This is a genomic window from Imperialibacter sp. EC-SDR9 (genome assembly GCF_902498805.1).
Taxonomy (GTDB): domain Bacteria; phylum Bacteroidota; class Bacteroidia; order Cytophagales; family Cyclobacteriaceae; genus Imperialibacter.
Window position 1 is genome coordinate 26,132 of the sequence record NZ_LR701604.1, and the last position, 22,259, is coordinate 48,390.

At 49.0% G+C, this 22,259-nt stretch carries 19 protein-coding genes; 14 read left to right on the forward strand and 5 right to left on the reverse strand.

The genetic code is table 11. The annotated features are described in order from the left end of the window. Positions 1 to 32: 32 nt before the first annotated feature. The 4 genes from GC130_RS22195 (at position 33) to GC130_RS22210 (ending at position 3,828) form a co-directional block, all read left to right on the forward strand. Positions 33 to 383 (forward strand): PadR family transcriptional regulator, encoded by a 351-nt coding sequence (locus GC130_RS22195; RefSeq protein WP_152000559.1) that lies wholly within the window; start codon positions 33 to 35, stop codon positions 381 to 383. Continuing rightward, positions 380 to 2,869 (forward strand): PspC domain-containing protein, encoded by a 2,490-nt coding sequence (locus GC130_RS22200; RefSeq protein WP_152000560.1) that lies wholly within the window; start codon positions 380 to 382, stop codon positions 2,867 to 2,869. Before GC130_RS22195 ends, GC130_RS22200 begins: the two co-directional genes overlap by 4 nt. 267 nt (positions 2,870 to 3,136) lie before the next feature. Beyond that, positions 3,137 to 3,352: a hypothetical protein gene (locus GC130_RS22205; protein WP_152000561.1), complete on the forward strand. Its 216-nt coding sequence runs from the start codon at positions 3,137 to 3,139 to the stop codon at positions 3,350 to 3,352. A 41-nt stretch (positions 3,353 to 3,393) separates the two neighbouring features. Then, positions 3,394 to 3,828 carry a hypothetical protein gene (locus GC130_RS22210; RefSeq protein WP_152000562.1) on the forward strand — a complete coding sequence of 145 codons (435 nt, stop codon included), beginning with the start codon at positions 3,394 to 3,396 and terminating at the stop codon, positions 3,826 to 3,828. A gap of 247 nt (positions 3,829 to 4,075) precedes the next feature. Here the strand turns inward: GC130_RS22210 and GC130_RS22215 are convergent, their stop codons facing one another. Continuing rightward, the gene (locus GC130_RS22215; protein ID WP_152000563.1) at positions 4,076 to 4,285 is read right to left on the reverse strand and encodes a response regulator transcription factor; all 210 of its coding nucleotides are present in this window, start codon (positions 4,283 to 4,285) and stop codon (positions 4,076 to 4,078) included. A 138-nt stretch (positions 4,286 to 4,423) separates the two neighbouring features. Between GC130_RS22215 and GC130_RS22220 the strand changes: the two genes are divergently transcribed. From GC130_RS22220 to GC130_RS22230, 3 genes are read left to right on the forward strand one after another with little or no spacing between them, the layout of a single operon-like run. After that, the gene (locus tag GC130_RS22220; protein ID WP_152000564.1) at positions 4,424 to 4,996 is read left to right on the forward strand and encodes an RNA polymerase sigma factor; all 573 of its coding nucleotides are present in this window, start codon (positions 4,424 to 4,426) and stop codon (positions 4,994 to 4,996) included. A 9-nt stretch (positions 4,997 to 5,005) separates the two neighbouring features. Then, positions 5,006 to 5,743 carry a tetratricopeptide repeat protein gene (locus tag GC130_RS22225; protein ID WP_152000565.1) on the forward strand — a complete coding sequence of 246 codons (738 nt, stop codon included), beginning with the start codon at positions 5,006 to 5,008 and terminating at the stop codon, positions 5,741 to 5,743. A gap of 28 nt (positions 5,744 to 5,771) precedes the next feature. Then, positions 5,772 to 6,515 (forward strand): hypothetical protein, encoded by a 744-nt coding sequence (locus GC130_RS22230; RefSeq protein ID WP_152000566.1) that lies wholly within the window; start codon positions 5,772 to 5,774, stop codon positions 6,513 to 6,515. Here GC130_RS22230 and GC130_RS22235 read toward each other — a convergent pair. Beyond that, complete coding sequence (locus tag GC130_RS22235; RefSeq protein WP_226940577.1) at positions 6,483 to 8,687, reverse strand: CHAT domain-containing protein; 2,205 nt, start codon at positions 8,685 to 8,687, stop codon at positions 6,483 to 6,485. The genes GC130_RS22230 and GC130_RS22235 overlap by 33 nt on opposite strands. 1,148 nt (positions 8,688 to 9,835) lie before the next feature. Between GC130_RS22235 and GC130_RS22240 the strand changes: the two genes are divergently transcribed. The 3 genes from GC130_RS22240 (at position 9,836) to GC130_RS22250 (ending at position 13,291) form a co-directional block, all read left to right on the forward strand. Beyond that, a complete protein-coding gene (locus GC130_RS22240; RefSeq protein ID WP_152000568.1) occupies positions 9,836 to 11,572 on the forward strand; it encodes a GMC oxidoreductase in 1,737 nt (578 codons plus the stop codon). A 5-nt stretch (positions 11,573 to 11,577) separates the two neighbouring features. Continuing rightward, a complete protein-coding gene (locus GC130_RS22245) occupies positions 11,578 to 12,210 on the forward strand; it encodes a gluconate 2-dehydrogenase subunit 3 family protein (RefSeq protein ID WP_152000569.1) in 633 nt (210 codons plus the stop codon). Positions 12,211 to 12,451: 241 nt separating this feature from the next. Further along, complete coding sequence (locus tag GC130_RS22250) at positions 12,452 to 13,291, forward strand: DUF1080 domain-containing protein (RefSeq protein ID WP_152000570.1); 840 nt, start codon at positions 12,452 to 12,454, stop codon at positions 13,289 to 13,291. Between the two features lie 503 nt (positions 13,292 to 13,794). Here the strand turns inward: GC130_RS22250 and GC130_RS22255 are convergent. Beyond that, complete coding sequence (locus tag GC130_RS22255) at positions 13,795 to 17,121, reverse strand: amidohydrolase family protein (RefSeq protein ID WP_152000571.1); 3,327 nt, start codon at positions 17,119 to 17,121, stop codon at positions 13,795 to 13,797. Between the two features lie 361 nt (positions 17,122 to 17,482). On the opposite strand from GC130_RS22255, the gene GC130_RS22260 reads away from it, so the two are divergent. Then, complete coding sequence (locus tag GC130_RS22260) at positions 17,483 to 19,117, forward strand: hypothetical protein (protein WP_152000572.1); 1,635 nt, start codon at positions 17,483 to 17,485, stop codon at positions 19,115 to 19,117. A gap of 125 nt (positions 19,118 to 19,242) precedes the next feature. Here GC130_RS22260 and GC130_RS22265 read toward each other — a convergent pair whose 3' ends face one another. Continuing rightward, positions 19,243 to 20,232, reverse strand: coding sequence for a S41 family peptidase (locus GC130_RS22265; protein WP_201568454.1), 990 nt, complete (start codon positions 20,230 to 20,232; stop codon positions 19,243 to 19,245). 115 nt (positions 20,233 to 20,347) lie between these two features. Between GC130_RS22265 and GC130_RS22270 the strand changes: the two genes are divergently transcribed. Then, positions 20,348 to 20,638, forward strand: a complete 291-nt coding sequence (locus tag GC130_RS22270; protein WP_226940575.1) for a hypothetical protein — start codon at positions 20,348 to 20,350, stop codon at positions 20,636 to 20,638. A gap of 138 nt (positions 20,639 to 20,776) precedes the next feature. Here GC130_RS22270 and GC130_RS22275 read toward each other — a convergent pair whose 3' ends face one another. Beyond that, a complete protein-coding gene (locus tag GC130_RS22275) occupies positions 20,777 to 21,217 on the reverse strand; it encodes a DoxX family protein (protein WP_226940576.1) in 441 nt (146 codons plus the stop codon). A 91-nt stretch (positions 21,218 to 21,308) separates the two neighbouring features. On the opposite strand from GC130_RS22275, the gene GC130_RS22280 reads away from it, so the two are divergent. Both GC130_RS22280 and GC130_RS22285 read left to right on the forward strand, forming a co-directional pair. Beyond that, positions 21,309 to 21,647, forward strand: coding sequence for a helix-turn-helix domain-containing protein (locus GC130_RS22280; RefSeq protein ID WP_152000574.1), 339 nt, complete (start codon positions 21,309 to 21,311; stop codon positions 21,645 to 21,647). A 126-nt stretch (positions 21,648 to 21,773) separates the two neighbouring features. Continuing rightward, positions 21,774 to 22,175, forward strand: a complete 402-nt coding sequence (locus GC130_RS22285) for a hypothetical protein (protein ID WP_152000575.1) — start codon at positions 21,774 to 21,776, stop codon at positions 22,173 to 22,175. The last annotated feature ends 84 nt before the right edge of the window (positions 22,176 to 22,259 follow it).

Here is a 22,259-nt window from a genome sequence, read left to right on the forward strand (position 1 = left end):
CTAAGGTCAAAAACTCTTAAACAAAATGCGAGATGAACATTGAGAATACACAGGTGCAGATGCGGAAGGGGATTCTCGAGTTTTGCATCCTCCATATCATATCACGTGGCGAGGTGTATGCCTCCGACATGCTGCAGGAGCTTACTTCTGCAAAGATCATGGTAGTGGAAGGAACACTCTACCCCCTCCTTACCCGGCTGCGAAAGGCCGGCCTCGTTGACTACAAATGGGTTGAATCAAACTCAGGGCCACCTAGAAAATACTATACCCTGACTGATGAAGGAACAACTTTTTTAAATGGGCTCCAGGGTACCTGGGATGAACTTGTGGGCTCTACCAGTAAAATTATGACAACGAAAAAGCAAAACGGGCAAAAGAAATGAATAAGAATATAAGCATCAATATTAGCGGCATTATCTTCCACATAGAGGAAGATGGCTATGAAAGGCTAAAGGGCTATCTCGAATCCATTACCACCTATTTTTCGACTTTCGAAGACAGCAAGGAAATTATCGCCGATATCGAAAGCAGAATAGCTGAGATTTTCCTCGAGAAGCTGGACAAAGAGAACAAGCAGGTAGTGGCCATCGAAGATGTCAATATGCTGATCTCCACCATGGGTACCATTGCCGATTTTGAGGCGATTGAAGACGTGGAGGACAAAGCAGCACCTGCGCCCACAGCCGACACCAGCAGCGAAGAAAGTACTAGTACGGCGGAAGAAAAGACCGAAGAAAAAGAGAAGACCAGTTCGAAAAAACTTTATCGTGACATCAACAGAAAAGTCGTTGGTGGGGTGTGCAGTGGTCTTGCCCACTATTTCAGCATCGACCCAATGTGGGTGCGTTTGCTCTTTCTGCTTATGTTCTTCAACTTCTTTCTACCAGGCTTAAGTGGCGCAATTTTGCTCGCCTATATTATCCTGTGGATTGTGGTGCCAGGCAACAAAGCTCTTGAAGACGACAAGAAAATCAAGAAGATGTTCCGCAGCCAGGAAGACCGGGTGCTGGGTGGCGTGGCCAGCGGGGTGGCTGCCTATTTCGGAGTAGATGTAACAGTGATCAGACTGCTGTTCGTGCTTTCCATCTTCCTCGGAGGTACCGGATTCTTTGTCTATATCATCTTGTGGATCATCACGCCCCTGGCAAAGACCATCACCGAGAAAATGCAAATGCAGGGAGAGCCCGTTACGCTTTCCAATATTGAGACAAACATTAAGTCGAACCTCAACATAAAGGAGGACGAAGAAAGCCCAATCGTGAAAGTGTTGTTGTTTCCATTCCGATTGATCGCATTGATTATCAATGGTATCGCCAAATTTATCGGCCCTGCCGCCAACGTATTCGTTGATATCCTCCGGGTATTCATCGGACTGCTTTTCAGCATGCTTGGGTTGTCGACAATGACCGCCATTGCTATCACTTGTGCCATGTTCTTCGGGCTTACCATCGGCTGGTGGGATTGGGTATCGGTTGACGGCGTGCCAGTAGAGCTTTTCCAGCAGACACTACCTGGCTGGGCTGTCTTTGGGCTCTTCCTGTCAGCTTTCATACCAGCGTTGGCTATCACCCTGGGAGGTATCAGCATCATGGCAAAAAGATGGGTGGCCGGATCCTTCTTAGGATGGACGCTCTTCGGCTTGTGGATCATCAGTCTGGTGCTTGTGAGCTACACAGTGCCACGCATTATCATGGACTTCCGCACAGATGCCATCTACACCGAAACCAAGACTTACGACATGGCCGGCAAAACAGCCATCTTGAAGCTTTCAGGAAGCGACCGCCAGGATTGGGACGAGTGGAACGGTCAGTACGAAGCCGTGGAGCTTCGCCTGAGAGGCCACGAAGATTCAGTGTACAAAGCCGTCTTCGATTTTGAAGCAAGAGGAAGAGACCGTTCGACAGCTCTTGAAAATGCGCAGATGGTAACCTATGACGTCGATGTGCAAGACTCTGTATTCAATTTCCCAAGAGAGCTTAAGTTTACAAACGACGCACGCTTCAGGGTGCAAAACCTGGACATCACACTGTACATCCCCTACAACCAGCCCTTCAAAATGGACGAAAGCCTGGCCAGGATTCTGAGAAACACTATCTACAGAAATGGCTACTCCACCCGCCAAATGGAAGGCAATACCTGGGTGTTTACTGACGCTGGCTTGAAGTGCACCACTTGCGAGGAAGATGACGACTATTACTCATATAACTCAGGCTCAGGAAAAAGCTCCTTCGATGCAAAACCCCTTACTTACGACTTCAAAGGATATGATGAGATTGAAGCCGGCGGCATCTTCAAGTTCTACATTAAGCAGGGTGACTACAAAGACATCGAAATCACCGGCGACGATGAGTGGCTGGAAAGGGTAAAAGTGAGCCAGTCGGGCGGGGTGCTGAAATTCGACATCCGTGGCCGCAACTGGGACTGGCGTGACAACTGGGAGTCGAGCGACAAAATCTACGTCTACATCAGCACACCGGACCTGGAAAGTATTGACCTGTCCGGTGCTTCGGAAGCCTATATCGATGGTTTCCAAGCCAACAAACTTAATATTAACCTCTCCGGCTTTGCCCAGGTGGATATGGACATCGACGCCTCCAAGCTCGACATAGAAATGGACGGCGGCAGCAAGCTGACCCTGCGGGGCAATGTGAACGAGCTAAAAGCTGACGTGGAAGGGGCAGCATCGCTCGACGCCTTTGGCAGCGAAGCACGCTATGTGGAAGTAAAAGCCCAGGGAGCAGCCCGTGCCAAGGTAAATGCCATGGTCGATCTGAAAGCTGAAGCATCTGGTGCCAGCACCATTGTGTACCAGGGCGAGGCAAGTACAGATATCAGAAGGTCGGGAGCGGGGTCGGTAAGAAAGGAGTAATCAGTAAACAGTAAACAGTAAACAGTAAACTGAACGAATACCACTGATTACCGATAACTAAAGATTTTCATTTGCCCAATTTTCAAGTCCGAAAAGCCGGACGCCGGAAGGTGTTCGGTTTTTTTTTGTTCCAACAGGTCTACTTCTTCTCATTGTGTATTTCCTTCTTGCATTGGCATAATTGAATGAAAGGCTGAAAGAAGAGGTTTATCAACATCATCCATTGAGATGAACTAAAAGTTAGTGTTAAATATTTATCTTTGGTATATGGAAAAGTTAACACTGACAGTAAAGGACGACAGTAAACTGCTCTATCTGGTAAATTTTTTGCAGCAGCTCGATTTTGTCGAGGTGAAAAGACACAAGCCAATAAAATCAACATCGCCGAAAAAGTATGACTTTTTCGCCTCTGCAGGTCTGTGGAAGGGCAGAGCAATAGACGCTAAGCAGCTTCGGGAAAAAGCATGGAAAAGGAACAATTAGTCCTTTGCAACGCCTATTTCTATACCTGCAATCTTTAATAGATGTTACGCATTAGTCTAATTGTTTTCGGCATTGTTTTGCTTGTTTCTTGCACTCAGGAAAACGATAAGAAATACTCTAGAGTTGTACTGCGCTTTAACGACTCATTGGTCATCAAACAAAACATCCCAGTCTTTATAGGCAACGAAAGGTACATTTACCTAACTAAAGAAGACTTCGATGACTCTTACGTTGACTTATTTTTATCAGACACTTTAGATTTAAACAAGTTGAATTATTTTGAACTTCGGCGGCTCGATTACTTTGGCAGTCTTGGGGTGTACATAGGCTATCAAGAAGAAAACGGACAGTACAAAGATGGGGACACTGTATTTGTTTATTCTGATTTGACCTACGACAACATCTCGACATCGAGCATGGACACGACATCCGTATTAGAAATAATCAAAGTAATGCAAGAAATCGGCGAAAAATGAAAACGATATATTAAGTTGACAGTAGCCTCCGCTAGTCTAAGTCACCGGGCCAGCTAATAACAGCCAAGGCTGCAAGTTTTTGCCCTTCCAACCCGGCTCATGCCGTCAATGGTAACCACAAAAAAAGCCCGAGGCTATCTGCCTCAGGCTTTCCACTGATCTGTGTACCTAACTAAAAGATTTTACTACTTTCAATTGCTACTACCTACCTATATTTTGTTGTTGTGGTTTTTCTTCCAGTATAATCTCAGCATATCAGTCCTTCCCTCAAAGCCAGGCTCACCAGGTGGGGCGTGTTGTTCACATTCAGCTTCATGAACAGGTTGCTTTTGTGCTTGGCTACGGTTAACTCACTAATGAAAAGGATGTCCGAAATCTGCTTGGCGCTATAGCCAAACGACAACTGCTCAATGATCTCCTTTTCTCTTCTCGTTAATGGATTGGCTTGTTCGGTCATGATAGTTTCATTTTTAATACACTACCTTATGACGATTCCAAGAAAAGGTCACCGCACTATCTGTAATTTTTTGCCGCTACTTATATTTAGGTATTTTAGGTGACCTTTAGGCTTTTCAATCATTATACTACAACCGGAATGGATGAAACCTTGATCGCTTCGCTTAAAAACGGAGACATGCAGGCCCTCGGCGAATTATACAGCAAATACCGTCAGGAGTTTATCGGCATGATCCGGGCCAAATATAAGATGAGCAACGACGACGCCATGGACATTTATCAGGTAGCTACTTTGCGGCTTTACAACAATGTGGTAAAGGGAAAAATGACCATGATGCACGACAGCATAAAGCCCTACCTATTCAGTATCGGGCTAAATGTGTACAAGGAAATGGTGAGAGAAGATATGAAAATACCTTTGAGCAGTAATCCCCTGGAATGGGTGGATGACAGAGGGGAAGGACAAGAGGCGACCGACGCAGCCCAACTGAAGGAAAGCTTGCTGGAGGCCACCAAAAAGGCCATCGAAAAACTGGGCGATCCGTGCCAAAGCATGCTGACACGGTTTTACTATTTCCGGGCAAGCATCAGGCAGCTGATGGAAGAGTTTGGCTACAAAAACGAAGCAACGGCCAAGAACAAAAAGTACAAGTGCCTGCAGCAACTGAGGGAGCTACTGCAAAAAGAAAAGATTCAAATGGCTTTAGCCTAATAGAGGTAAATGGAAGAGCAGGACATAGCACTAATCGACAGGTACCTCAACGGAGAGCTTTCAGAAAGCGAGGAAGAAGAATTCCGGCAAAGGCTGGCCGAAGATAAAGATTTCACACAACTGTTTGAAGATGTGAGATACTTACAGAAAGGACTGGAACGAGCAGAACTGGAGAAAGCCTGGCAGGTGATTCAGGAAGCAGAAGCGGGCATTGTCGATACTGCACGCACTGGAGCGGCCACTTTCCGCTGGAAGGTTTGGCTGCCAGTGGCAGCATCGGTGACGCTGATGGTAGTAGCTGCGTGGTTCTTTTTGCTGAGAAGTACGGAGCCACAGGCGCTGTATGCCGAATACTTTGAGGTGTACCCCAATGTGGAAGCGCCCATTTACAGAGACAGCAGTGCCAAAGACAGCCTCACGGCGAAAGACCTGGCCTTCAGGAGATATGCGGATGAGGACTATGACATGGCTATTGAGATTTTCGAAAGTATTCAACAGCCTGACGAAGGCACATTGTTTTATCTGGGGATGAGCTACCTGGCCAATGATGAGGCGGCAAAAGCAGCCAGTATCTGGGAGCCTTTAATTGGGGAGGCTGAAGACTACAAAACACAGGTGCAATGGTATTTGGCCCTGGCCTGGCTGAAGTTGGACGAGGAGGAAAAGGCCAAAAAAATATTTGAGGTGCTGGCTGAGTCGGGCACGGCGTATGAGGAGAGGAGCAGGGCGATATTGAAGGCTATATAAACTTTATTTTCAACCTATACTTACCATTATGAAGCATTCAATTACAAATCCCAGTGTTTTCATCATCTTACTGGCAATTGTTGGGGCAAGTTGTGGGAGCAGCCGACAGTCAACAGATAACTCCGAAAGCACGGTTGACACGCTGATCTTTTATCACCCGGACCTTGATCTGGAAGGCCTGAGAAAAAAAGGTCGCAGAACCCATATTAACGGAGAGGTACATAACCCGTGCTCGAAATGTGATAAAAAATCGACCACAGACTCAGCTCAAAGAATACATAAATATGTGTATGCACTGACGACATATGACTCGACGGCAGACACTTTTCTGCTTCCCGGAATAAACAACGGAAATCTTCCCAATCTCCAGTTTACGACCAAGAACTACTCCATGGTAGTGAGAACTACCATACTAAAGGGGCTAGCTCAGGATCACCCAATGACAATTGCCTTTGATCTCTGCGAGTTTGAAGATGGGTCTCAATGTAGGCACCCCCACTCCGTTCTGCCTGACGAGATAAAAATAATAACCAACAATAGCCCTGACAGGTTCGGGATAGTTGAAGATCCCTATACCGATGGATTGATTTATGGAAACGCCAATCCATACGGCATGGTGTCCTTTGGTGACACAACACTCATGTTTCTAAAGTCCACAGGCGTATTAGTATCGCTCAAGGATAGCGTTTCATACAAAATTGGTCGGGTTAGATTTCCCCTTGACGGCAAAATGCGGGTTTTACCTCTTGCGTATGATGTAAAGAAAAAATAGAAGACCTGCCAAAACTAATGCCATCATAATAAAGAGAGGGTGAGAGTCCCTTTCTTCTAAATTTCCATAATAAACAAATGAAGCCCATCTTGCCGGATGGGCTGTTTTGTAATCAGATTTCGAGACCAGTTTCTTTCTTGCTTCATATAGCGCCATTAGCGGTGGTTCGCCAGTTCGCATCGCTCGATAGAACGCACCCATAATTTCAACCGAAGCATCGTCATCAGTTCTCCAAAGACTTTGAATTACCGCCCTGGCCCCGGATAATCTAAAGGCCCTTCCCAAGCTTAATATACCCTCCCCTTTAACCGACTTTCCAAAACCACTCTGACAAGCACTAAGCACCACGAGCGGGGAATTCGTTTTTTCATTGTGTAGTTGATTCGAATAAACCTTCAATTCCCGACCTTCTTTGTTAGCAAAACTTAGATAGGAGCCAAAAATAGATAAAGTGTCTGTGCCTCCGTGTACTGCGACATGAAGGATTTTGTTTGTGTTGAGATTCTTAAGCAAATCGTCCCGAGATGCGTCATAAACGAACTCGCCTTCCCAGTATCGTCGTATTAAATCAAGCTCTTTCTTTGATCCCGGAAGATTATTGGTGCGGGTTTTTGACAAATTGTAGTATCCCAACCCAACAACTTCTTCAGCGCTCACCCGCTCATGGCCTGAAGCGATCATCAATTGAGAACTGAAGGAGTAGGCGATTGGAGCAGCAAACAACAAATACTTGAAGGTGTTAAATCCATCACTTGAACCTGGCTCAGCAGTGAGTAGTACCTCGAATGGCAAAAAAGCCAGGGGTCCGTCTGGAACCAGATATAAAACTTGTGCAAACTCAAGATGGTCGAGAAAGGCGTTATTGAATAGCATGGAGGATAACTTAAACGCAGATGCAGAGAAAAGTTCCGGTTGCTGCTTATTTGCCGTCAAAATACCCAGCACTGTGGCCAGCTCACTGCCCACTTGATTGACATCAGCAACCTTTTTTACAACAAAATCGTCACCATCATAAGACATGCAATAAATGGAGTTTGCCCCCCAAAAAAACTCTGCGTAGTAAGACGAAGACGACGATAAAAATCTGGATAGCTGGTCAAGACTCCCAAGATTGTTTTGCAAATCAATATTACTGAACTGTGGATAGTTAGATGAAAGGACGGTAGAAATACTGTCAAGTTTGCTCCTTACAAACTGCCTTCGCACAATCATCGGCTTGTTGATAGTTTTTTCTGTTGACAAGTCTTCAAATGCCGCCCACAAGGTTTCATACTTTTTAAGTGAGTCGAGCAGGCCCGGTTCGACGCCATTTCCTTCCCTTCTTGTTCCTAAAAGTATTTCTTCCAATAACTGGACAGATTTGCTCATTTGAAGTATTTTAAAAATCCTCTCCAACATCCGTTTACGGTCGGATGCAATAGCCATGCGAGCATAACATATGTCGAGGCCCAGCTCAAACACCTTCTTCATGTCACTGAACATGTACATCTTTGTCATATCTCCAGAATAGATTTCTCTTCTTGACAAGAGTAAGTTCTCTAATTCGTTGTAATAGAAAAACACATCATCATTTAAGACACCACTTGTGCTCTCGAGGCTTTTCTTGTGAAGGTATACCCCTTTCCGATACATAAAGGTGAATAGGCTATTACTATATAACACAGTGTCAAAGGGAGGATTTTCGCTAACTCCAAAGTTTTCAAAGGTAGGGTGGGCCGCAACAATCGCCTTTTGAATAAAGTAGAGCGCCGAATCATTATTCTTCATTTTGTGATGGAACTCAGCTAATCCGCCATATGCCCACCCTACATCATCGTGTTTTAAACCAACAAGGGATGTCTTCAGAGATAGGTTTTCGTTAAAATAATAGCGTGCAGAATCGTAATTTTTCTGATCCAGAAAGAAATTTGCCAAATTCAAACTAAACCATGACGATTCCAGAGACTTTTGTCCTGCAACCCGGGCCGCCAAAGATTTACCACGTTGGAGCACCTGATAAGCCAAATCTGGCACCCCGGCTTTTTTATAGCCACTGGCACAATTGTTATAATAGTTGATTAAACTTCTACTATTAACGCCATTTCTTTCAATTTCCTGATCAATCGCTTTTTCGTAAAAATCCGTGGCGTCACCGAAACGTTCAGCGTTGTAATAGAGGTTACCCAACGCCACGAGGCAATCATTGACAAGCTGACCCCACTGGTTATTCTGAGCAATCGAGAGGGACTCCAAAAAACAAGATTTAGCACTTTCAAGGTCATATTTATCCTGATAGAGAGTTCCGAGCGAGTAGGAAGCGTCGGCATAGAAAATCGATTTTGGTGAATGCGACCTAACGAGATCCATCAGTTTTTCAGCTTCCCGCAACCCTTCTCTGCTTTTAGCAAGTCGCCACCAGTACGTCAGCACTTTGTAGTGAACTGCGAAAAAAAGTGGAACCTTTTTTTCCGTATAAGACTGCCTTAAAACTATTTCCGCCCTGTTCAAAGTGACAACAACGCTATCATTTTCCCGTTCTCTAAAATGATAAATACCCTTAGCCAATAGCCAATTTCCTTTAAGATAAGCATCACCTTTCCTCTCAACCGGCTCCTTCAGAGTCCTGAGCATTTTCAGTCCTTTCTCCAACTCTCTGTTGTGAAAGTGTGTTCGAGCTTCGTAAACATCCAGCAACAACCCGGCCTCATGCGACAAGCGCTGCTTGCGCAGGTTTTTGATGATGGGATATGCTTTCTCTTGATTAAGCGTAAAAATCAGCGAATCCACCTTCTCCAAATCCTTCCTGATCAATTCGAAATCAGGCGGCTGGGCGGACAAGGAAAAGAATAGGCAAACCAAGGCACACGTAAGGCAGGTGAGTCGCATCTATTGATTAGTCAATTAATCAGGTTGAGATCAATATATAAATTGCCAAAATACTATGACCATTCAAAGGGGATTGGACGGATGTGGGACATTTAGTTTGAAGAATAGGACTCAACCAATTCAATATTGCAATAAAAGGCCAGAAACATCTCCTCTCCTGGCTTTTTCACACCTGCTGTTATGTTGCAGCAGCTTTGAATCACATCCCAGCAATACTGACTCAATCTGGTTGATCATACCGTTCCTGACACATACAATAAAAACTTATGGGGTCTCCCCGGCATCGGTCAACTCCGGTCTTCCGTCTCCGGTCTCCCAACTCCATCTCCCATTCATCACCTCCAAACTCTCCCACTCATTCCTCTCCTACTTTAATACACAAACCCCTTTCCACTCCCAACCCTTTTTCGTAAAATGAAGGATATTTAGAAAACGCTTAATCTTTTTATCCTACTATGTCCGCATTTCAAATCAAAGAAGTCCCCGAGGAGTACGATGTGGTAATCGTCGGCTCAGGCGCTGGTGGCGGTATGTCTGCCAAAGTGCTTACCGAGGCTGGCGCCAAAGTGCTCATGCTGGAGGCTGGCCCCCATTTCGACTCCGCCAAGGGCGATATGTTCAAATGGAATTACTCTTCTCCACGCCGTGGTGCTGGCACCAAAGAAAGAGCATTTGGTGAGTTCGATGCTGCCTTCGGTGGCTGGGAGCTGGAGGGCGAGCCCTACACTCGCACCAAAGGCACAGAGTTCGACTGGTTCCGCTCCCGTATGCTGGGTGGCCGCACCAACCACTGGGGCCGTATCTCCCTGCGCTTTGGCCCCAACGACTTCAAGCGAAAAAGCATAGATGGCCTCGGCGACGACTGGCCAATCTCTTACGACGACATTAAGCCCTACTACGACAAGGTGGATGATCTTGTGGGCGTTTTCGGTTCAAAAGAAGGCATCTACAACGAACCCGATGGCAACTTCCTGCCCCCTCCCAAGCCTCGTGGCTACGAGCTGCTGGTAAAAAAAGCGTGTGACGAGATCAAAATACCAGTGATTCCTTCCCGCCTATCCATATTAACTCAGCCGCACAACGGGCGAGCCGCCTGTCACTACTGCTCGCAGTGTAACCGGGGTTGCAGCACACACTCCAACTTCTCTTCGCCCTCAGTGTTGATCGGGCCTGCATTGGCTACCGGCAACCTAACCATTCTGAATGGTGCCATGGCCAGAGAAGTGACTACCGACAAAGAAGGAAAAGCCACAGGTGTAAGCTATGTGAGCAAAGAAGACGGGCTGGACTACCACGTAAAAGGCAAGATCGTGATCCTGGCTGCCAGCGCCTGCGAGTCGGGCCGACTGATGATGAATTCCAAGTCGTCGGTACATGCTAACGGCCTCAGCAACAGCAGCGGCATACTTGGACACTACATTACAGACTCTACCGGTGCTTCCCGCTCGGCGCTAATTCCTGCCCTGCTGGATGGCATCCCTCACAATGAAGACGGCGTAGGCGGATTGCACGTGTATACTCCCTGGTGGCTCGACAACAAGAAACTGGACTTTGCCAGGGGTTATCACATCGAAATTTGGGGTGGCCGTGATATGCCAGGCTATGGCTATATGTCGGGTATTGAAAACCTCAACAAGCACCTGAAGCTTCCTGACGGCAAGACTCGCCCCAGCGGGGGTGGCTATGGCGCTCAGCTGAAGCAGGATGCCCGCACGCTCTACGGCGCCACTGTGGGCTTCTCTGGTCGTGGCGAATCTATTGCCCGCTACGACAACTACTGTGAAATTGATCCGAATGTCGTTGATAAATGGGGCATCCCAGTGCTACGGTTCAACTACACATGGAGCGACCATGAGATCAAGCAGGTGAAGCACATGCAGGATACCTTCGAGGAGATTCTGACCACCATGGGAGGTATTTTCACGGGGCCAAAACCCGGCCCTGAAAGCAACTATGGCATTGCGGCTCCTGGGCGTATCATCCACGAGGTGGGTGCCACCCGCATGGGCAACGACCCTAAATCCAGTGTGCTGAATGCCTACTGTCAGGCGCATGAAGCTAAAAACGTTTTTGTTTGCGATGGAGGGCCTTTTGTATCGCAGGCCGACAAGAACCCTACGTGGACCATTCTGGCGTTGAGCTGGAGAACTTGTGATTACATCATTGATCAGATGAAACAACAAAACCTTTAATCAACATGGAACCAATTAGCAGAAGAGATTCCCTTAAATATATTACGTTAGCCTCCCTGTCCGCCACCGCATTGATTGCCTGCGAACCAGGAAAGGAAGGCGAAATGGCTGAACATGTGCACCCGACAGAAATGCCGGAGGGCTATGCCAACCTTACCCCTGAGGTGATGGAAATGCTTAATCAGAAGTTTTTCACCGACGAAGAAAGACAAATGGTGAAGGTGCTGGCCAACCTTGTCATCCCTGCCGACGATAAGTCAGGAAGCGCAGAAGATGCCCTTACAACAGAATTCATTGAATTCACTTTGATCGACAGAGAATATATGCAAACGCCTATACGTGGTGGACTGCGCTGGATGAACATTGAAAGCACAAAACGTTTCGGCAAGAACTTCACTTCTATTTCGGAAGCAGAACAAAAGCAGATACTCGACGATATTGCCTACCCACAAACTGCCAGCCCTGTTTTCAGCCAGGGGGTAGCCTTTTTCAGCACCTTCCGCAGCCTGGTGCTTACAGGCTTTTTCTCCAGCAAACTGGGAGTGGAAGACCTGCAGTACATGGGCAACCGCCCCACAGTGTGGAACGGTGCTCCGCAGGAGTGGCTGGATCGACTTGGCGTAAGCTACGATGCTTAAGCAGGTGCGTGAAATACGCACCAGAACGGGGTGGGGCATTGAAGCACGTCCTACCGGATTAAATTTACAAATGAATTTAGGGTGTGTCTCACACTCTATTTCATTTCCAACCCTGCGTTTGTTGATTTATTTTTTACATCCCATTTTAAGTGTAGTGTCAGGGTGTGTCTTCACACCCTTCCGTTTCATCTTGTTCGTGAGTGTGTCCCTACACCCTAAATAACCCTTAAACCAACCAGCAATGAATATTTTAAAATACAAGGCATTTACAGCCACCCTTCTTGTCATCGCTTATAGCTGCTCTTCGCCTCAAAAACAAGCTGAGCAGGTAACTGAAACCCAACAGCCGGAATGGCAGCAGCTTTTCAACGGCAAAGACCTTGAAGGTTGGATTCCGAAGATCAGCGGACATCCAGTCAATGACAACTTCGGCAACACCTTCCGGGTGGAAGACGGACTGCTCACAGTTGCTTACGACCAGTACGACTCCTTCCGTTACCAGTACGGGCACCTGTTTTACAAAGAGAAATTCTCAAAATATATCATCGCCACTGAATACCGCTTCGTAGGTGAGCAGGCCACCGGCGGCGAAGGCTGGGCAGAACGAAACAGTGGCATCATGGTGCATGGCCAGGATCCTGCCACCATGACGGTGGAACAAGACTTTCCCATCTCTATCGAAGTGCAACTCCTGGGCGGATTGGGTAGCGGTAAAAGACCTACGGCCAACCTTTGCACGCCCGGCACACATGTGTTTCTCGGCGACTCCCTGTTTACCGACCACTGCATCAACTCCACTTCACCTACTTTCGACGGTAAAGTGTGGGTAAGAGTGGAAACACTTGTACTGGGCGACTCGCTGATCCGGCACTATGTAAATGGCATGAATGTGCTTGAATATACCAAACCTCAGGTAGGTGGTGGCGTGGTCAACGGCTTCGACCCGGCAGCCAAACACGACGGCATGGCCCTGACTGAAGGCTGGATTTCCCTGCAAAGCGAAAGCCACCCCATCCAATTCAGAAAAGTGGAGCTGATGAACCTGGAAGGTATGGAAGTGCCGGAGCGGTATCGGAAGTAGGAAGTAATCTCACGCAAGTCGCAAAGCTCGCAAAGAATCTGCGCTTCTCCCTTTGCGCCTCTGCGACTTTGCGTGAAACAAAACCTGGCGGACGCCAGCATCAGGATGGGGCTGCACCAGCATCCTGGTTTATGCCGCCCTTTCAGGGGCGCCCGGCTCAGGGCTTGGAAGTGTCACCACTATTCGATCTTAATGCCTCATTTAGACCAAAAAAACTGATCTCATTTCAAAAGAAAATAACCAAATACTAGTAGGAGAATTGATATTCCAATCATTCTGACCCTTGTGATATTGTCAGAGGTGTCTTTATACCTGATCCCCATGACAAACATCAATATTGAACAAATAAGTACTAAAACACCTAATATTTTAGTTCCCATCTTTCTTCCTTTTGAGTTCTGTTTCCATATCTGTCGTATTTCTGACACTATCAAAAAATTACTATATCCCGCAAGGGTATGGGCACTTTCAGTGCGTGAAATAAATCCTCGGCGTGAGCGCTCCTACTTCACCCCCGGCACACCCACCGGCTTAAAGTCATTCCACGGCCAGTCCTTCCTTTCCACCTTATTTGGATACACCTCGCTCAGTGTGACCCCTTCGTACAGTCGGCCGTTTTTCATCACATACTTAATCGTGTTGGTGTTCCGCAGGTTCTCCAGCGGATTGGCATCCAGTACAATAAGGTCAGCCAGCTTACCAGCCTCAAGCGACCCCACCTCATTCTTTAGGCCAATGTCCTCAGCGCCTTGAATTGTTGCTACCCTAAGTGCCTCATGCGGCGTAAGTCCACCCGAACCTACCGACCACAGTTCCCAGTGGTAGCCCAGCCCCTGGAGCTGTCCATGGCTTCCAATGCCTGACAAACCACCCGCATCATAAAGGTCCTTTACAAACTCGGCATGCTTTTGAAACACATGCTCCTCGTCCATGAACCAGCCCGCACCACCACCGCCTCGCCGGCGGCTCTTCTCGTCCAGCTCCTGGTGTGGCGTGAAGTGCGACAGCTTCTCATCATCGTGCACCTTCTCGGTAGCATAATAGTAGTTCTCTGCCCAGGGGCCGCCGTACGAAACCAACAGCGTTGGTGTGTAGGCCGTCTTCAACTGGGCAAGCAACGAGGTAACGTCTGAATACAGCGGATAGATCGGGAAGGAATGCTCATGCCCGGGGAAGCCGTCAATCACCTGCGTAAGATCCAGCTTGAGGTCGAGCGCACCTTCTGTTGTTGGCATAAGCTCATTTTCACGGGCTGCTTGAATCACCCACTGCCGCTGCTGGCGGTTGCCGGTGATGTACATCTTTATCGTTTTCGTGTCAAAGTACTCCTTGTAGCGCCTCATGATCTGCCGGGCATGGTCGAGGTCACGAATGTTGGTATTCCAGTAGCCAACGCCAGGACCAGTAGAATAAATACGAGGCCCCAGCATCCTGCCTGCCATCACCATGTCCTCGTAAGTCAACACATCGGTAGTGGCTGTCTGCGGGTCACGGGTGGTGGTCACACCGTAGGCCAGGTTGGCGGTGTACATCCACGCCTGATCTTTGTGGACTTCCCACTCCGGCCACATATGGGCGTGCGCATCCACAAAGCCGGGAACAATCGTTTTGCCTGTCACATCCATCACCTGCGCATCAGCGGGTGCGTTGATGTCCGCAGCCTTCCCCACCCTTATAATGCGGTTGTTCTCAATATAAACAGCGCCGTTTTCGATCACCTCCTTGCCGTTCATGGTGATCACCCGGGCACCAGTCAGCACAACTTTCCCTTTGGGTATATCCCTGGCCACCTCCACTTTCACACGCAACTCGTCGGGCTTAAAAGTGGGCTTGTCTTTTTTCTCGTCTTCTTTTTCTTCTGTCTTTTCGTCGCCCTCGTCTTTTTTCTCTTCCTTCTTTTCTTCCGCTTTGGCCTTCTCAGTCAGCTTCAGGCTATCGGCAAAGGCCTCCCCTTTTGCCAGGTCATAATAGAAAAAAGCATTACCAATGGACCAAGTAATGGCACTGGCATCTGTTGTCCATGCTGGAAACTGCCCACCGAGATCGGTCAACCGCCTGGCTGGAAACGACGCCTTTGTTGGATCATTCACAGAAATACTTGGCGTTTCACCACCCACCATTGGCACCGTCACCAGAAACACCTCGTTGTCGAGCAAAGCCATGGCCCTGTCTCCTTTAGGTGCCATTTTGATATAGTCAGCCTCCGTCGGCTTTTTCGTGCCCGGAATTGTCTTTCCAGTCACTTTCAAATAAGCCTTTTCGTCGGTACCGTCCCATCGGATGGAAACAAGACCTTTTTCATCGTCGTAGAGGAAAATCCTGTCCTTGTCGACAGTGAAGTGCGGCACATTCCTGCTTTTTGCTGTAGCAATCACTGTGGTTTTTCCTCCGCTTTCTGGAATCCACACCAGGTCCTGCGACACGCCAAGGGCATCCGTGGGGCCATAGCTGTCCACCATGGCCTGCATGGGTGCTTTGTACGACACAATTCTACCGGTAGCACTCCAGGCGATGTCGCGGTATACCGCTGGCTCCTGCGTCAGCTTCACAGGCGGGGTGGTTTTCTTGCCAAAAGTGGTTTTGTAGATATGCCCACCGGCTGCATTACTCCATGTAACAAAGGCTAATGAATTACCGTCAGGTGACCAGGCGGGATGCGCTTCGGTCATGTCGAGGTTCGAGACTCTAGCAGGTGTACCATTGGGGTAGTCCATCACGTACAACCTGTCGAGGGCACTGAAAGCCAGCTTCTTGCCATTGGGCGATAGCACAGGGTTCCTGATCTGCTTCACAATGAAGGTGGGATCGTCGCTGATTTTGTAATTGAAATGCACCGATGGCCCTACTTCAAGGTCTTCTTTTACTGTAAACGGAATCTCCACCGCATCACCTCCGGCGATAGGCAGCTTCATGATCTTGCCGCCATACGACAGCACCAGAAACTGACTATCGGGCGTAAACGACATGCCTGGCAGCACGTCTCTGGTGGCGATGGACTCCTGATCGTCTCGCTGTATGGGATACGCCAGCCACTTCTCGTCGCCGGTGGCCAGGGCTCTGATCACCAGGCCGGTTTCGGCATCGTGGCGACTGCCATACACCAGGTACTTGCCGTCGGGCGACAGCGTGGGCCTGAACGCAGAACCGTAACGACTCGTTTTGGTTTCATACTTACCCGTTTCCCGGTCGTACACAGCCAGCTGGTACTGCGGAAATACGGCATTGTACTGCCAGTTTCTGTTTCGGTGGCTGAACCAGATATAACGGCCATCAGGGCCAAAGGCGGCTTCTACCGTCTTGAACTGCTCCGGCTCTTTGATCAGCTCCATGCCGCTGCCACCATCTTTGTGGAGCAGCTGTAGCTTAGGCACTCCTCTTAAGATAGCGCCTTTGGAAACCACAATGTACTGGCCATCGGGCGTCCATTCAGGCGACTGGAACACGTTGTTATTACCTTCAGTGAGCTGGCGTTTGGTGGTGTCGGCCAGCGTCATCACATACACATTTTCTCCACCCGAGGCGTCGGAAATAAAAACAATCTCCTTGCCATCGGGGCTGAAGCGGGGCTGCGAATCAAAAGCAATGTCTTTAGTGAGGCGGGATGCCCGGCCACCCGCCATGGGCAGGGTATAGATGTCGCCCAGCAGCTCAAACACAATGGTCTTTCCGTCCGGGCTCACATCAAGGTGGATCCACGAGCCCTCGTTTACTTCAATAGGGATGGTGCGAAGGGAGTCGAGCGGAAGGCCCTTCTTTTTGTCATCTTTCTTTTGGGCAAACACTGCTACAGAAAGGCTCAGTAGTAGGGCCAATATTGTTGTTGTTTTCATTTTGGGTTAATTAGTAAAAGCCTGCTAGTTAGGGCAAAAAGGCAAAAGATACAACGGGGATTATTTGGGGGCGTCGGCACGGCCATAGCCACGCTGAAAGAGGCTATAGCCGCCGGGGTTCTACCCTTGTTTTGCCATTAGGAGACGGGTGTTTCGAAAATACAGGTGTCGGCACGGCCAATGGACACCCCGAAAGGGCCGTCAGACACCGGGTTTTATCCGAAAATCAGGATGGGGCTGCACCACCATAGCCACTCTAAAAGAGCCAACAGACGCCTAGGGCGTCTTTGTTCACTCAGTGTCACCACCCATTCTCATTATTTTTTGTACGCCCACACCGAATGTCTGCTATATTAGCTAAATGAAACACATTTTCTACCTACCCTTCCTCCTGCTCCTTGCTGCCTGCGCACCAGGCAACCAGCCAAAAGACTACACCAACAGTAAGCCGTTGGTCACAGCGCCATTTGAGAAACTCGACACCCTGGCCACCAACGACTGGTGGAACCGGCCCGACAATCCTATTATCAACCTCAAAGTCCCCCGCAGCGAGGTGGTGGCCTTTGGGCTTTACACGGTGTCCAACAATACCCTCAAGCTTTCAGCCCAACTCTATCCTTTGTACCCCGATGAGTCAAGGGAGGTGAGGCTGGAGGTGAAAAAGGCCGACGGCTGGAAGGAAATCCAAACATCGAAGGTCAACGACCTGGGCTGGTCGGCACTGTTTCGGGTGACTGATTGGGACAGCACCCTCGACACTCCCTACCGCATTCTTCACGGCGACTCAGCTACTTTCGAAGGACTCATTCGCAAAGACCCAACGGACAACGGCAGTATTTCCATGGCAGCGTTGTCGTGCAATTCCAACCGGGACAGGGGCGACAGGGCCAATTTTGTGCGCAATATCAACTTTCAGGATCCTGACCTGATGTTTTTTGCAGGTGACCAGTCTTACGACCACACCGAACACACGGCAGCGTGGCTCAAGTTCGGCGAGCAGTTCAAAGAGACCTTTCGCACAAGGCCCTGCATTACCATCCCCGACGACCATGATATTGGCCAGGGAAATCTTTGGGGCGAGAATGGCAAAAAGGCGGCCCGGGTACAGGGCGACGACGGAGGCTATTTTTATCATGATCAATATGTGAAAATGGTGGAGCGCTGCCAAACGGCCCACCTGCCCGACCCCTTCGATCCCACGCCCATCGAACAAGGTATCGGCGTTTACTACACGAACCTGATGATCGGTGGGGTTGACTTCGCCATCATCGAAGACCGTAAATTCAAATCGGGCCCGGGTGGAAAAATCCCTCAGCAGGGGCCCCGCCCCGATCACATCCGCAATCCCGATTATGACCCAGCATCCATTGATGTGGAAGGCCTGCAACTACTGGGCGACAGGCAGCTTGCCTTCCTTGACCAGTGGGGCACCGAAAGCCAGGGCGTGATGAAAGCGGTGCTTTCGCAAACCGGGTTTTGCGGCGGCGCTCACATACATGGCGACTCCACCAATCGCCTGCACGCCGACCTCGATTCCAACGGCTGGCCCCAGACCGGCCGCAACAAAGCACTGGAGAAAATCAGGGCTGCCGGAGCAGTGCATATTGCCGGCGACCAGCACCTGGCCACGGTGATCAAACATGGCATCGACGAGTTTGGTGATGGCCCATGGGCATTTGTAGTGCCTGCCATTGTCAACAACTACTACAGCCGCTGGTGGTGGCCTGCTGATGGAAAAGCAGGCGCACACCCGAACACCGCTACCAGCCTACCCTGGACGGGAGACTATCTCGATGGGTTCAACAACAAGATCACCATGTATGCCTATGTCAATCCTGAAAGCCCTTCCAGTGGCTCGGGCTACGGATTGATTCGGTTCAACAAAGAGAACAAAATCGTCACTTTTGAATGCTGGCCGAGAGAGGTGGATGTCCGCCAGGGCGACGCCGGGCAGTTTGAGGGGTGGCCTTTTACAGTGGCTATGGGCGGAGAGTAATAGGCAAACCAAGTGGCCTACAGGTAGCCGACACCATCTGACCGATGACGACCTTCACACCACGAGCAATGAACTTAAGTTAATCTTCACATCAGACCAGCAATGCCAACCTCTTAGAAACAACCTCACTCCCCTTGTAACCAGGCAATTGCCCGGTTGATCGAAGCCTCGCTGCTAGTTGGGTCGTCGGGTTCTATGGGGACACCAAAGACATTCTTGTTCCGGTCGGCCTGGTAGGCCGTAGTGAGGATCAGCAATGAATCATCGCTGATTTGGTAAGCGGTATTGCTGGTGGATAACCCGCAGGTAGCTTCACCAAAGCTTTTGGTATTTTCCCTACCTATAAAGCTAATCGCCACTATCTCGCCTGAGCTCGCAATGCCATTGTTCAACAGCACCGCTACCTTAGGGTTATCCTTCATCAGCTCGTAAGGTTCGGTCAGCGTTGTCACGGCACTTCCGTTTAAAGTTGAAGCACCTGCCTGATATCCCCACGACTCTTCCGATCCGTCGGGATAAACAAAATAACCAGCGACTCCCTCGCCCAGGATAGGCCCTATCCCAGCTATCATAGGCCACATATTACCTCCACCATTATTTCTCACATCCACAATCCAGCCAATATTATCCTCGGTGTCCTGAGTTTTGATCTGCAACTGTATGGCTCGTGCAAAGGAAAGCGCTGCTCCGTCGGCAGATCCTCCCGAAAAAAAATTTACTTTCACATAGCCTATGTTATCCGGAATAGTGGGCAGCACATTATTTTGCCCTTCGCAGCTAAGCTGCCCAACGAAGATAGTGCCTGCTCCGCCACTTTTTCTATAGCTGCTGTGGTTGTCGCCCAGCAATGTCAATGCCTCCTCAACAGCGATGTAGGTATCTTCTATACTCTTTGCTCCAATAGCCTTAGCAAATACCTTTTCTCTAAAGACTGTCCAGTCTATTTTATCCCTGTTGATTGAGTTGGCTTCCATGATGTCCAAAATCTCAGTCAGGAAACTCTCGGCTTCCGCTGACAATTCGGTAGGGTCGTCGTCTTTGTTGCAGCTGGCAGCAAAGAGCAGGCTTGCGGCCATCATGGCCACAAAAAGGGAGGATCGTTTTGGAAAGTTCATAATATACAAAGTCAAGTAAGTAGGAAAATGGCTTTATTGAATGTTTCTACCAGTGAAATACTAACGAATAGTGGGCTATTTACAGCAGGGAAACATCTTTATAAGAACAATTATCTTGGCTATAACACCTATTGGATACAAAAAAAATGCCAGGAAACTGATCGTTGAGCCAATGGCGTTACCTCCCACGTCGTTCCTAACCGGACTCGCAGTGTGGCTAGGTCTCGCCACTGGCAAGCCCTGTAAGGGCGTAATATCACTGCGATGGGTAGCTAGCCCTTCGCACCATAGCCACGCCCCGGCGTGGTTTCTATATACCGCACCTACGGCACTCGTTCTTTTTCACTCATCTTCTTCAGGCGTTGCCGCCATTTCGTCCTTAACGGGGCTGGTGGTGCAGCTATGACTGCCCACTGTCAAGCCCTGAGCCGAGCGCCCCTAAGCCGGGCACCCCTGAAAGGGCCCGGACGGAGTGGAATATCCATGCGATGGGTACCAGCCCTTCGCACCAAATGGCACAATAACTGCACCCAGGCCCAGTCAGCTATCTCGGCAGAACCGGCGCCGCCTTCCACCGTCCCCAGGCGATGAACAGCGCCATCAGTGCAAAAACGATGTTAGCCCCAATATCGGCACCTTCTCCCCGCATCACATGAAAAACGCTGGCACCAATCATCTGAGCGACCATTGCCAAAGCGGTAACAGGCGTAAGCCAGGGCTTGATGCGGAGCAGCGAAGGCAGAATGATACCCACTCCTCCCAGCAGATCCAATATGCCAGTAAATGCAAGAAAGGCTGGCGGCACTTCGGCCGTCCACGACCACATGACTGAAAGTTGATTAACGGGCTGAAACAGTTTCATGGCAGCACCGCACAAAAATGAAACAGACAACAGGCCTTGTGTTACCCAAAGGACGACTGAGAGGGTCTTTGTTGATTTTTCTTCGTTGATCATATAGCTTCCGGCTTTTTTATCTTTTTCCAAAAGTACCTATACTTGCTATCCGGTCGATAGTACTTCCCCCCCGGATAGCGCTTTCCATTGGGATAGTATCGTCACGTTCAACTAGGACAATATGCTTACAAGAGAAGGTTGCCCAACCAATGCCCTGGCCATCAAAGACGCCCTGGAGGTGCTGGAGGGCAAATGGAAATTATTGATACTGTTCGCTCTGTCGTCGGGCCCGAAACGATTCAAAGAACTGTCTAAAGCCGTCGGAAGCATTACCGACAAAACACTGTCGGCAGAGCTCAAGCGGCTGGAAATGAACCAGCTGATAAAAAGGGAGGTACACGATACCTTTCCTCCTACTGTTGAATACTCCATTACTCCGCACGGCATCTCGCTCGAAAACGTCATGGATGCCCTGCATTTCTGGGGGCTCTCTCATCGGCAAAAGATCATGAAGGACTGACCGATTACCGTTTGTTACTCATGTGCGCTATCTCACCCGACTGAATCGGTTGCTCGCAGAATGGCCCGGAATTTGCGCCAAGATAAAAGTTGTCTAAAAGCAATTTATCCACTTAAACTCAGAGCGATGAAAACGATTTCCTTTTCACTCCTATTGCTGCTAGTGGCATTCGTTGCCCACACCCAGGGCACTTCCATTCAGGTCAATCCTGATGGCACCCACACTATCATCCACCACAATGGCAACACGGCAGTGCAGGTAAACCCTGATGGATCGCATTCAGTCATTCACTACTCCGGTAATACCGGCGTGCAGGTAAACCCAGACGGATCGCACACCACCATTCACCGAACTGGAAACTCCTCAGTGGTGGTAAATCCTAACGGCACCCAAACGGTTATTCACCACAAGGGCAGCACCGACACACAAGTAAACCCCGACGGGACGCACACTACGATCTTTCATGGTCAGCCCGGCAAGTCAGGTGCCCCACTAAAAAATAAAAGAAAGAAAACCAAAGCCAGGTAACGGTTGAGCAAAAGTCTCTGAAAGGCCAAAAAGAGTTAGCGTCAACAATCAATAAAAGTGTACCCAGAGCGATCGTGTTATCGA